The organism is Leifsonia shinshuensis (genome assembly GCF_014217625.1).
GTDB lineage: Bacteria > Actinomycetota > Actinomycetes > Actinomycetales > Microbacteriaceae > Leifsonia > Leifsonia shinshuensis_A.
This window is the reverse complement of record NZ_CP043641.1, coordinates 1,446,597-1,458,339: the sequence shown is the minus strand read 5'-3', so window position 1 is coordinate 1,458,339 and position 11,743 is coordinate 1,446,597. Positions and strand designations below refer to the sequence as shown.

Below are 11,743 nucleotides of genomic sequence, written 5' to 3'. Positions count from 1 at the left end.
GCCACGCGCGGCCCCCACTACAGTGCCACCATGACCTCACGCACCGCCCGCCCCGACGACATCGCGGCGGTCACCACCACGATCGCGCTCGCGTTCCGCGACGACCCGGTGTGGGGTCCCGCGCTCGTGTCCGCCGACGGCGGCACCGGCCACGTGCTCCCGTTCTGGCGGTTCTATGTGGAGGGCGCCGTCGGCCACGGGACCGTGTCCGTCGTGGACGGGCCGGCCGGGGAGATCGCGTCCGCCGCGGTCTGGGTGCCGCCGGGCGTGGACGAGCTCACGCCCGAGCAGGAGAGCGGTGTGGAAGCGCTCCTGGCGGCCTCGCTCACCCCCGAGCGCTACGCCGCGTACGAGCGGCTTTGGAAGCTGTTCGAGGACGCGCACCCCGAGGAGCCCGCGCACATGTACCTCAGCCTGCTGGCGACGCACCCCGACCATCGCGGGCACGGGATCGGGCAGCGGCTGCTCGCCGCGGACCTCGCCCGCTTCGACGCGAACGGGCTGCCCGCCTACCTGGAGTCGACCAACCCGGCGAACGACCACCGCTACGCACGCGCCGGTTTCCGCCCGGTGGGACGCTTCCAGGCAGTGCTCGACGGCGCCACGGTGACGACGATGTGGCGGGATCCCGCGGATCGGGTCTAGACGCCCCGGTCATCATGAGGAACCCTCGGCGGTATCGGTGCGCATCCGTGCCGCACGGCCCCGAGGGAGAGACCCGCATGAAGCAGAACGACCCCACCGCCTCCATCGCCGACGCCAACCGCGCCCTGCTCGACGCCCTGCCGTTCGCCGACACGGACGACTTCGCCGGCGCCGACCGCGGCTTCCTCGGCACGCTGGACGACCCGGTGATCCGCGACGGCGACGGCAACACGGTGTGGGACGCGGCGGCCTACGACTTCATCGACGGGGACGCGCCCGCGTCGGTCAACCCGAGCCTGTGGCGGCAGTCGAAGCTGGTCGCCAAGCACGGTCTGTTCGAGGTGGTCGAGGGCGTCTACCAGGCCCGCGGATTCGACCTCTCCGTGATGTCGTTCATCGAGTCGGACAACGGCGTGATCCTCGTCGACCCGCTCATCTCGAAGGAGACCGCGGCGGCCGCGCTCGGCCTGTATCGCGCCCACCGCGGCGACCGTCCGGTGGTCGCGGTGATCTTCACGCACAGCCACATCGACCACTTCGGCGGTGTGCTCGGCGTGGTGGAGGCGGACGACCTGGAGGCCCGCAAGGTCCAGATCGTCGCCCCGGAGGGCTTCCTCGGCCACGCCATCTCCGAGAACGTGTACGCGGGGACCGCGATGGGCCGCCGTGCGGGCTACATGTACGGCGCGGCGCTCGACAAGGGTCCGTCGGGGCAGGTCGGCGCGGGCCTCGGTCAGACCACCTCGACGGGCGACGCCGGCATCCTCGTCCCGACCGTCGACATCCGGGAGACCGGCCAGACGCTCACGATCGACGGGGTCGAGATCGAGTTCCAGATGGCGCCTGGCACTGAGGCGCCGTCCGAGATGCACTTCTACCTGCCGCGCTACCGCGCGCTCTGCATGGCCGAGAACGCGACGCACAACCTGCACAACCTCCTCACCCTGCGCGGCGCGCTCGTGCGCGACCCGCACATCTGGTCCGCCTACCTCACCGAGGCGATCGAGCGCTTCGGCGACCGCTCGGACGTGCTGTTCGCCTCGCACCACTGGCCGACCTGGGGCGGCGACCGCATCCGGCACTTCCTCGGCGTGCAGCGCGACCTGTACGGCTACCTGCACGACCAGACGCTGCGCGGCATCAACCGCGGCTACACGGGAGCCGAGATCGCGGAGGAGTTCGAGCTGCCGCCCGCGCTGGTCGCCGAGTGGAGCACGCACGGCTACTACGGCTCGGTCTCGCACAACGTGAAGGCGATCTACCAGCGCTACATGGGCTGGTTCGACGGCAACCCGGCGCGGCTCTGGCCGCACCCGCCGCAGGCGCTGGCCGAGCGGTACGTGGAGGCCATCGGCGGCGTGGACCGCGTCGTGGAACTCGCACAGCAGGCGTACGACGCGGGCGACTTCCGCTGGGCGGCGACCCTGCTCGACCACGCCGTGTTCGCCTCGCCGTCGCACGACGCAGCGAAGGCGCTCTACGCCGACACCCTCGAACAGCTCGCCTACGGCTCGGAGAACGGCACCTGGCGGAACTTCTTCCTCTCCGGCGCGACCGAGCTGCGCGAAGGCAACTTCGGCACCCCGACCACGGCGGCGTCGCCGGCCATCCTCATCCAGCTCTCGCCGGAGCAGCTCTTCGACTCGGTCGCCATCCGCGTCGACGGCCCGCGCGCCTGGGACCTCGACCTGGAGTTCGACATCACTCTGACCGACCTGGGACGCAGCTTCCACCTCACCCTGCACAACGGCGTCTTCGTCTACGTGGAGCGGGAGCCCTCGGGTGACGCGCCGCTGCACCTCACGCTGACCAAACCCCGCCTGCTGCGGCTGGTCGGCGGCGACACGGAGTCGGAGGGGATGACGGTGGACGGGGACCTCGGGATCCTGCGGTCGCTGATCGGGGTGCTCGACCAGGGCGACCCGGACTTCGACATCGTGCTGCCCTAGGGCGGCCGCACCGGACGATCGCCCGGATTCCCCATCCCGAGCAGACGTCGAGCGTCAGCTGTCGCCGTCGCCTTCCTGCTCGCCTTCCCGCTCGCCGCGACCTGCCGCCAGCGCCTCAGCCACGGCCTCCTCGACGGTGAGCTCCCGGCCTGCTGCGATCGCGGCGGCGACCTCGTCGCCGTGCGGTCCGGAGAGCAGGTCGTCGAGGTAGCGGCGGTGGAAGGTGAACGTCGGACCGTTGTGCAGGCCGCTCCGCTCGCGGAGCGCCTGCGCCGCACCCGCCAGCTCGCCCGCGCGCTCGTCGTCGTGCGACAGCGCCGCGACCGCGACCATGCCCTCGAGTCCGTACGCGATTCCTTCCGGGTGCCCGACCGCAGCGGAGATCGTGACGCTCAGCGCGAAGTCCGACCGCGCCGCCGCCGCGTCGCCCAGCATCAGCTCCGTCCAGCCGAGGTGGTACGAGGCGATCCGCTGGCCCACGCGGTCGCCGGACCGGTTGGTCAGCGCGAGGCTCGTCGTGAAGTGGTCCTGCGCCTCCGCCAGGTCGCCCTCCCGCAACGCCACCCGGCCCAGCAGCACCAGCGCCATCGACTCTCCCCACACGCTCCCGGTCTCGCGGTAGAGGGCGAGCGCGGTCTCCATCACCCGTCGGGCGCGCGCGGTGTCGGGAGTGTCGCCGGCGAGCAGGGCGAGGGCGAGCGAGATCGAGGCGATGCCCTCGCCGTTCGGGTCACCCGTGCGACGGAACAGCTCGATGCTCTCGGCGAGGTCGGCGGCGACGCTGCCGTCCGGGTCCTTCCAGAACATGATCGTCCGGCTGAAGTAGAGCGCGACCGCGCGGGTGTGCGCGGACAGTTCGTCGCCGGACGCCAGCGCCTCCTCCATCCAGGTGCGCACCTCGCCGAGGAGGCCGGTGACCCACCAGTACAGGTAGAGGCTGAAGGCGAGGCGTGCGGCCCGATCCCAGTCGTGCCCGTCGAGCAGGAACCGCTCGGCCGCGCGCAGGTTGTCCCGCTCGTCGCCGAGCCGTTGCATCCACCTGCGCTGGCCGGGGCCGCGCAGGTCGTCCTCCGCGTCGTCGCCGAGTGCGAGGAAGTAGCGCGCGTGGGCGTCGCGCACCGCCGGCTGCTCGCCGCTCTGCGCGAGCTGCTCCCTGGCGTACTCCCGGACGATGGCCTGCATGGAGAACCGCGGCCGATCGTCGCTGTCGTGCTGGCCGACGAGGCTGCTGTCGACGAGCGCTGCGAGGTTCTCGAGGACATCGACGTCGACGACCGGCCCGGTCTCGCCCTCCTCGCTCGCGGACCCGGCCGCTCCCACGAACTCCGCGGCCTCCAGCGTGAATCCGCCTTCGAACACCCCCAGCCGGGCGAGCAGTCTCCGCTGGTCGCTCTCGAGGAGCTGCGTGCTCCATTCGATCGTCCGCCGGATGGTCTGCTGGCGCGCGGGCAGGTCGCGAGGCCCGCCGACCAGGACGGACAGCCGCCGATCGAGCCGGTCGAGCAGTTCGGCGGGGGAGAGCACCCGCACGCGCGCCGCCGCCAACTCGATGGCCAGCGGGACGCCGTCGAGCGCGTCGCAGACCCGCTCGACGGCCTCCTGGTTGTCGGGCGTGATCTCGAAGTCCGGCTTGACGGCGTGCGCGCGCTCGACGAAGAGGTCGACCGCCTGCTCATCGGCGAGCGGCTCGACGTCGAAGCTCTGCTCGCCGCTGATGCGCAGCAGCACCCGGCTGGTGACCAGGATCGCGAGTTCCGGGGCGTCCGCGAGCAGCGTGGTGAGAGCCGGCGCGGCGTCCACGACCTGCTCGAAATTGTCGAGGACGAGCAGGATGCTGCGCTCGCGCAGCGCGGTCGCCAGGTTCTCCATGATCGGCGCATCGCCGGTGTCGCGGACGCCGAGCGATTGGGCGATGCGGTTGGGCACGCGCTCGGGGTCGTGGACCGCTGACAGGTCGACGAACACGGAGCCGTCCTCGAAGTCGGGCGCCGATGCGCGCGCCGACGCGATCGCGAGCCGGCTCTTGCCGATACCGCCCGGGCCGACCAGCGTCACGAAGCGGGTCCCGGAGGCCAGCATCCCGCGGATCTCCGCGATGTCCCGCTCCCGCCCGACGAGCCCGGTCAGCGGCACGGGCAGGCGGACGGGATCCGCCACCGCCGGATCCGGCCCCGAGCGCGCGATGGCGGGTCGCGACGTGCTGGGCTCGTCCACGATCGCGGGCCGGCTCTGGTCGAACCGTTCGGCGAGGAGGGTGGCGAGGTCGGCCTCCACCAGCCGCGCGAGCTCTTTGGAGTTCTCGAAGTACTTGTAGGCGGCCCGGTCGTCGTCGCGGATGCGGTTCAGGAGGGTGCTGAGCCGCTCGTCCCGGTGGTCGGACGCTTTGACGTAGAGCAGCCGCGGCACATCGTCGGGGCAGAGGTTGTACTCGTCCTCCAGTCCGGAGACCTCCTCGTCGGGCGCCACCCAGCCGTAGCGCTCCCAGTAGAGCCCGAGGAAGACGTCCGACTGCTGGAGGTACGCACGATAGAGCTCACGCGGCGGATGCGGCCGCGCGCCGAGCTCGAACATCACGGGAGCGAGGTGCAGCCGCTCGATGGCGGTTCGAGCCGCCCGGCGCTCCGCCGCGAGCTCCTGGAGCGTCGAGGAGACGAAGATGCGTAATCGTTGATCGGGAGTCCGGATTACATGAGGGTGGCTCATGTTATGTCATTGTGTTGCGTTCGTATGGAAATGTACAGAGAGGCGACACAACCAATTCCGGCACTGGTGCCGGTTGACCATGCTCCCTCTCTGCACGTTTCCCGGCTACCCCTTCCCGCCCGGCACCTTCGCGCTCTGCACCTTCCCACCTTGCGGTACCGCGTCCGCCCCCTTCACCGGCCCGCACCGCACCTGCGCCGTGTCGCAGGCGGCCGCATCCGCGTCCATCCGGCTCTGCTGCCAGCCGCTGACGAAATCGGCGTGGCCGGTGACCGGCGGTCCTTGCGTCTGCGGGCCGGTCGAGAGCGTGATCCCTGCGCCGCTCGTCGTCGGATACGTGATGTGGAGCACGATCTGCGGGATGTGCACCGGATGCGATGACGGGCATCCCGAGCTGGTCGCGTAGACCGCGCCCGAGCGGTCACGGCCGTCCATGGTGTGGCCGTCCCAGCAGTTCGGGAACGTGATGACGAGCCTGAGCTGCGATCCCGACGGACAGTCGTGGGGCAGCGCCGCCCGTCCCGGCCGGGGGTTCGATGCGGTCGTCGTGCAGGTCCAATCGACGACCGAGGTGCTCTGCGGAGCCGTGGCCGTCTCGTTGCCGGCGATCAGGCTGATGCCCTCCGGCATGGACCGTGTCGACGACGCGATTCCGGCCGGGGTGCGCCAGTAGAGCAGGGTGCGTTGCGGAACCAGCGCGGAGCCGTTCTGGTACACGACGGGCGTCCAGTACGCCGAGGCGTCGGCGGAGGTCGAGCACGTCGTCGAGCCTGCCCGGAGCATCGCAGCGGTGGACGACGCGTTCACCGCTGGATTGCCGAAGAAGTCGTGCTGCATCGACATCCCGGTCATGCCCGGCATCATGATCGGATCGTTCGGAGCCGTCGTCGACCGCGTGCACGTGTCGGTGAAGATGCCCGGGTTGGAGCCGCCGGAAGGGAAGCCGGTCGTGTCGACGCGCGGAGGCGGCGCCGACGCCGCGACGGTCGCGGCGGTCGCGGCCGCGGCGCCCGCGGCGAGCACGAGCGCGGCGCCGAACGCGATCAGCAGGGCGATCGGGCTGCGGAGGCGGGAGGAAGTCGGCATGGAGAGAGTCAACGCCGGACGTGTTCGAACGATGAGAACGGAATGTAAGGAAACGGTAAGGGTGCGGCGAAACGGCTGTGGGTGGTCTCCCGACCAGCGAAGATGGTCAGATGAGTGAGGAGAGAGGGCTGGTGCTCGTCGTGGAGGACGAGGCCTCCATCGTCGAGCTGGAGAGGCTGTACCTCTCCGGCGCAGGGTTCGGGGTGCACGTCGAGGCCAATGGCCGGGACGCCCTCGCCGCGGTCGAGCGGCTGCGGCCGGCGGCCATCGTGCTCGACGTGGGCCTCCCGGGGCTCGACGGCATCGAGGTCTGCCGCGCCCTCCGAGGGCGGGGCGACTGGACGCCCGTCATCTTCGTCACCGCGCGCGACGACGAGGTGGATCGCGTGGTCGGCCTCGAACTGGGAGCGGACGACTATCTCACCAAACCGTTCTCACCGCGCGAACTCGTCGCACGCGTCAAAGGGATGGTGCGCCGCGCGGCCGGATCCACCGCGGCGCCCTCCCGTTCGGTGGGAGGAGTGCACATCGACGGCGCGCGGCGGCGGGTGGAGACCGCGGCGGGCAGAGTGGAGCTGACGGCGACCGAGTTCGACCTGCTCGACCATCTCATGAGCCAGCCGGGCCGGGTGTTCACCCGGGAACAGCTCCTGTCGTCGGTGTGGGGGGTCGCGAACTACAGCAGCAGCCGCACGGTCGACGTCCACATCGCGCAGCTGCGCGTCAAGCTCGGCGACGCCGCTGGCATCGTCCGTACCGTCCGCGGGGTCGGCTACAGCGTCGGGGACGAGAGCTGAGCGGCGTGGCGCGACGTCGACGCCCGCTCGGGTCGCTGAGCGCGCGGTTCGTCCTGGTGACGTTCGCGGTCGCACTCATCGCCGTGCTGGTGACGGCGCTCGTAGCGGTCCAGGTGGTGCAGACCGTGGAGCAGAACCAAGCGCGCAACCAGCTCAAGGCCCAGGCCGCGGCGCTGGTCGCGTCCGGACGGGCGGCCGAGGGCCGGGTGGGAGTGGTCGGGGACCGGTTCGCGGTCGTCTCGCCCGACGGCACTGTCACCGGTGCGGCGCGCGGCTCCGTGAGCCCCGAGGTGGTGAGAAAGCTCCAGGACGGCAAGCAGGTCTCGGCGAACACGACGCTGAACGGCAAGGATGCGGTGCTCGTCGGCATACCCGGCCCGAACGGCGGCGGGATCGTGGGCGTCCGCAAGGTGGCCGACATCGCCGCCGGCGACGCCGATCTGCTGCGCGGGATCCTGCTCGCCCTCGCGATCGGACTCGCGGTCGCCACGGCGGCCGGCGTGCTGCTCGCGCGCCTGCTCGCCCGCCCGCTCCGCCGGCTGGCAGACGTCGCGCGGGCTCTCGCGGGCGGCTGGCGCGACGTGAAGATCGAGCCACAGTCGGTCGCCGAGATCGACGACATCGCCCAGGCGCTGCGCACTCTCGACACGGCCCTCGCGACCAGCGAGGACCGTCAGCGCGAGTTCCTGCTGTCCGTCTCGCACGAGATCCGCACCCCACTCACGGCGATCCGCGGGTATGCCGAGGCATTGGCGGACGGCGTCATCCCGCCCGGCGATGTGGCGGAGGCCGGCCGCACGCTCTCGGCGGAGTCGGAACGGCTGCGCAGGTTCCTCGACGATCTTCTGGAACTCGCGCGCCTGGAGGCGGAAGAGTTCACGATCACGAAACAGCATTTCGACGCCCGCGAGACGGTCGGCGACGTCGTGCGGGCCTGGGCGGGGGCGGCCGGCGGAGCCGACGTGGCGCTCCGCGCGGAGCTGCCGGACGACCCGATACCGGTTCACACCGACGAGATGCGGCTGAGACAGGTCCTGGACGGGCTCGTCGAGAACGCCCTGCGGGTCGCGCCGGCCGGTACGGAGATCGTCGTCACGGGAGGCCTCTCACCGCAGCGGGTCATCGAGATCGGCGTCCGCGACAGCGGCCCGGGGCTCAGCGCGGAGGACACCGCGGTCGCGTTCGACCGCGGCGCGCTTCATTCGCGCTATCGCGGCGCGCGACCGGTCGGGACCGGCCTCGGCCTCTCGATCGCGAAGGCGCTGGTGGGCCGCCTCGGCGGGGCGATCAACGTGTCCGCCGTCGAGGCGGGCGGCACCGAATTCCGGGTGTCTTTACCTTCCTCTGACATTCCGTGAGTGTCGCCCTGATCTGCACCTGTCACGGTTGAGACATGAACAGGGATGACAACGAGAACGACTCCGCAGCTGAGGCGGCGAACGACACGGAGAATGCCGCGAACGGGGTCGTGAGCGGGCCCGGCGAGGGTCGCGAGCTTCCGACCGAGCCGCTGCCCTGGTGGGTGGAAGGGCACGGTGCGGAGGGGCGCGATGGCGCTGCGGGAGACACGGTGCCGTTGGCGCACGTGGACTCGGGGGCGGGAGCCGCGCCGGGGGCAGGAGCCGCGCTCGGGTCAGGGGCTGCATACGGGGCGGGGGCTGCGCCCGCGTCCGGGGCGGGCATGGCCGTCACGGACTCTATGAAGGGCGACGACCAGCCGCGTTCGTCCTTCCTGCGTCGGCACGCGGTGGGGCTCTCCATCGCGGCCGCAGCGCTGGCGATCGTCGTGGTCGCGGGCGGGACGGCATGGGGAGTCTCCGCAGCCGTCGCCGGGGGAGGCTCCGCCGCACCCGCAGCGATGAACACCGCGGTGCACGCGAAGAAGGGCGCGAGCGCCGCCAAGCAGAAGCACTCGCATGGCACCGTCGGAACGGTGACGGCCATGTCGGGCGGCACCTGGACGATCCAGTCGGCGGCAGGCACCCCGATCACCGTGAACGTCGGTTCGGCCACCGCGTTCGGCACGGCGAAGAAGCCGGCCACCGAGTCATCCTTCGCGGTCGGTGATCGGGTCGGGGTGCTCGGAACGCGCAGCGGGGACTCGGTCACGGCTACGCGCATCGTGCACCTGGGGGCCTCGAAGCAGGGCGGGATGTCCACGCCGGCTCCGACTCCGAACACCTGAGAAGGCCTCGTCGCCACGCGCGTGCCAGCAGCGTTCGCGGCGTGGCCTCGGGAAGCGGTGGGGGGAACCGAGAGCGGGCCGCTCAGCCGCAGAGCGAGACGCCGGGGGAGGTGAGGATCACCGAGCGGTTCTGTTCGGCGAGAGCGTCGGAGTAGGAGCCGGAGGTGTCGGTCTCGCTTCTCCAGCCGCACCATTGGAAGCCGACGCCGGCTGTCGCGAGCTCGGCCTCCGGTACCCCGAGCGAGACGAGGGCCGCTTTCACGGCGTTCGCTCGCCGCAACGACAGCGCCGTGTCGGCGGTGTTGTTCGTGGCCTGGTCCTTCGAGGCGGTGCCGGTGATCGTGATCACGCTGCCGCTCTGCTCGATCGACGGTGCGATGGTCGAGAGGAGCTGCTGCGCGGCAGCGGGGTCGGAGAACGTTGCGGTGTCTTTGACGAAGTGGAGGTCACTGTTGCGGATGACCACCGGGTGCGACCAGTCGGTCTTGGTCGCGACCGCCTCCACGGGAACGGGCGTCACAGCAGGGAGGCCGGTCGCGGCGGCGCCGGAGGCGGGCTCGGGGAGCAGCGACAGGGTCCCGCCGGCGGCCGTGATGACGGCGGACCAGATGGCGGAGAGGTTGCTGCGTGCGGGCACGGTGAGCGGCTGCTGTGCTCCGGCGGTGTCGCCCATGCCCGACCAGTAGACGGTCACGCCCGTGAGATCGGTGGGAAGGAGGTTCCGTGAGCGGAGGTCGGAGACGACCTGAGCCGGGTCGGCATAGAGCAGGCCGCTTCCGGCGAAGTTCAGCGGGTCGGCGGTCTGAAGGCCGTTGCCGATGACCAGCACACCGAGCGGATGTGCGCCGAGGTCGCGGGCGGCCTGGCCGATCGCGCCGAGGAAGTCCACCTCGGGTGTCGCGGCCTTGAGGCCCGCCAGGTACGTGCCGATCTGAGTGAGCTTGGTGCGCTGGTCGTTCTGGCAGACGATCGCGTCCTGCGCGCTCGAGCCGAGCGACGTGGTTCCCATGGTCTGCGGCGTTCCGGAGGGGATCACGACGGTCACGCTGCCGTTGGTGGCGCCGGCCGTCTTGAGCTGCTCGGTCGCGCTCGCGGGCACGGCGACGGCGGGCGCATTGGCGGTGCTCCCCGCGACCACCCCGAGGTTCCGCTTGTTCGATTGGTCGCAGGCTTGCCCGGCGGCGGTCGCAGACGTGCACGCCGTGAGTCCGGCGCCCAGGGCGAGGACTCCGGCGAGCGCGACGAGCGAACGCAGCGGACGTGCGAAGGACGAGCGTCTCCGCAGCGTCGGACCGCCACCGTTCCGGCTGGCCGTCATCGGTCGAACTCCGTCGTCGACGACGGCCACACGGTCGTCGCCTCCGAGGCCTCGGCCGACTCGCGGTACACCGGCCCCGTCGTCGTCGCGGCCGGACTCGTCGTCGCAGAACGGTCCACCGGAATGGCGCCCTCCATCGCGACGGCACCCTCCACCGGAACGGCGCCCTCCAGTGCGACGGCACCCTCCACCGCGGCGACCCCCGGCATCATCGGCACAGCCGGCGCGGGCTCCGCGGCCTCCACCACCCGGCGGGCGCGGAGTTCGCGGATGAGCTGGCTCGTGCTCTCCGGGTCGCGCGCGTGCTGCGCGAGGCTGGTGGAGAGGCGGGCGCGGATGACGTCCACCCGGGAGTGGAACGTGACGCGCGCGCCCGTGTAGCGCACAGCGTCGTGCGCGTCGAGCTGCGCCGCGTGGCGGGCGGCCTCCTGGGCCTTCACCGCCTCGGCGAGCAGCCGGTCGCGGTGGGTGCGGAGCTTCGCGACGTGGGCGTGCGCCTTCTCGGCGGCGGTCAGCAGCGGCCGGGTCGTCAGCCACGCGACGACGAAACTGATCGTCCCGGAGGTAGCCAGCACCCCGAGCATCAGGAACGCCATCAACGTGTCCGGCGCGGTCCACGAGAAGCCGGGAGCGGCAGTCGTCCCGGCGCCGACCAGGCCGGTGAGGCCGCCGGAGCTCGCCGCGTCCATCCCCGCCTTGATCCGGGCGACGGTGATCGCGGCCAGCAGTGCGGCCCAGACCAGGAGGAGGGCGACCGAGACCACGATCCAGCCGCGGGACATCACGCGCGCCTGGACACGTCGCAGCAGGATCGCGGCCACGTGGGGCAGCGAGACCACCGCGAGCGAGATCCCGAGCGTGATCACATACATCTGCAGGCCGATCGAGCCGTACTGGCTGTCGTTCCGCAGCAGCAGGGTCAGCGCCTGCGCGAGCAGGAGGTAGTCGACGGCGAGCATCGCAAGCAGCAGCACGTAGACCAGCACGTGCGCGGCCGGCGACAGATGGCCGACGGTGGGGCGGACCCGCGGGGGCTTGGTGACGATGTCTCTTGGCATGC

9 protein-coding genes are annotated in these 11,743 nt (G+C 71.4%); 5 read left to right on the top strand and 4 right to left on the bottom strand.

All coding sequences use genetic code 11. The features are described 5' to 3' along the window. Positions 1-30: 30 nt before the first annotated feature. Both F1C12_RS07060 and F1C12_RS07055 read left to right on the top strand, forming a co-directional pair. On the top strand, positions 31-645 hold the full coding sequence (locus F1C12_RS07060) for a GNAT family N-acetyltransferase (RefSeq protein WP_185278079.1): 615 nt from the start codon (positions 31-33) through the stop codon (positions 643-645). 77 nt (positions 646-722) lie between these two features. Beyond that, positions 723-2,594, top strand: a complete 1,872-nt coding sequence (locus F1C12_RS07055) for an alkyl/aryl-sulfatase (protein ID WP_185278078.1) — start codon at positions 723-725, stop codon at positions 2,592-2,594. Positions 2,595-2,648: 54 nt separating this feature from the next. On the opposite strand, the gene F1C12_RS07050 is transcribed toward F1C12_RS07055, so the two are convergent. Further along, the gene (locus F1C12_RS07050) at positions 2,649-5,297 is read right to left on the bottom strand and encodes a DUF4062 domain-containing protein (RefSeq protein ID WP_185278077.1); all 2,649 of its coding nucleotides are present in this window, start codon (positions 5,295-5,297) and stop codon (positions 2,649-2,651) included. Between the two features lie 105 nt (positions 5,298-5,402). Further along, a complete protein-coding gene (locus F1C12_RS07045) occupies positions 5,403-6,383 on the bottom strand; it encodes a DUF1996 domain-containing protein (RefSeq protein ID WP_185278076.1) in 981 nt (326 codons plus the stop codon). A gap of 110 nt (positions 6,384-6,493) precedes the next feature. Here F1C12_RS07045 and F1C12_RS07040 point away from each other — a divergent pair, with 110 nt between their 5' ends. The 3 genes from F1C12_RS07040 to F1C12_RS07030 are packed head-to-tail and all read left to right on the top strand — an operon-like array spanning position 6,494 to position 9,365. After that, positions 6,494-7,180 carry a response regulator transcription factor gene (locus F1C12_RS07040; protein ID WP_185278075.1) on the top strand — a complete coding sequence of 229 codons (687 nt, stop codon included), beginning with the start codon at positions 6,494-6,496 and terminating at the stop codon, positions 7,178-7,180. A 5-nt stretch (positions 7,181-7,185) separates the two neighbouring features. Next, entirely contained in the window at positions 7,186-8,538 is a 1,353-nt protein-coding gene (locus F1C12_RS07035; protein WP_185278074.1) for a sensor histidine kinase, read from the top strand. A 35-nt stretch (positions 8,539-8,573) separates the two neighbouring features. Continuing rightward, positions 8,574-9,365, top strand: a complete 792-nt coding sequence (locus F1C12_RS07030) for a DUF5666 domain-containing protein (RefSeq protein WP_185278073.1) — start codon at positions 8,574-8,576, stop codon at positions 9,363-9,365. Positions 9,366-9,447: 82 nt separating this feature from the next. On the opposite strand, the gene F1C12_RS07025 is transcribed toward F1C12_RS07030, so the two are convergent. Together F1C12_RS07025 and F1C12_RS07020 are read right to left on the bottom strand one after the other, a co-directional pair. Beyond that, on the bottom strand, positions 9,448-10,683 hold the full coding sequence (locus F1C12_RS07025; RefSeq protein ID WP_185278072.1) for an OmpA family protein: 1,236 nt from the start codon (positions 10,681-10,683) through the stop codon (positions 9,448-9,450). Then, positions 10,680-11,741, bottom strand: coding sequence for a hypothetical protein (locus F1C12_RS07020; RefSeq protein ID WP_258046157.1), 1,062 nt, complete (start codon positions 11,739-11,741; stop codon positions 10,680-10,682). Before F1C12_RS07020 ends, F1C12_RS07025 begins: the two co-directional genes overlap by 4 nt. Between the last annotated feature and the right edge of the window lie 2 nt (positions 11,742-11,743).

Coding starts and splice junctions, on each gene's coding strand:
- F1C12_RS07050 (WP_185278077.1), bottom strand. CDS start 5,297: ATGAGCCACCCTCATGTAATCCGGACTCCCGATCAACGATTACGCATC.
- F1C12_RS07025 (WP_185278072.1), bottom strand. CDS start 10,683: ATGACGGCCAGCCGGAACGGTGGCGGTCCGACGCTGCGGAGACGCTCG.
- F1C12_RS07055 (WP_185278078.1), top strand. CDS start 723: ATGAAGCAGAACGACCCCACCGCCTCCATCGCCGACGCCAACCGCGCC.
- F1C12_RS07045 (WP_185278076.1), bottom strand. CDS start 6,383: ATGCCGACTTCCTCCCGCCTCCGCAGCCCGATCGCCCTGCTGATCGCG.
- F1C12_RS07020 (WP_258046157.1), bottom strand. CDS start 11,741: ATGCCAAGAGACATCGTCACCAAGCCCCCGCGGGTCCGCCCCACCGTC.
- F1C12_RS07030 (WP_185278073.1), top strand. CDS start 8,574: ATGAACAGGGATGACAACGAGAACGACTCCGCAGCTGAGGCGGCGAAC.
- F1C12_RS07060 (WP_185278079.1), top strand. CDS start 31: ATGACCTCACGCACCGCCCGCCCCGACGACATCGCGGCGGTCACCACC.
- F1C12_RS07040 (WP_185278075.1), top strand. CDS start 6,494: ATGAGTGAGGAGAGAGGGCTGGTGCTCGTCGTGGAGGACGAGGCCTCC.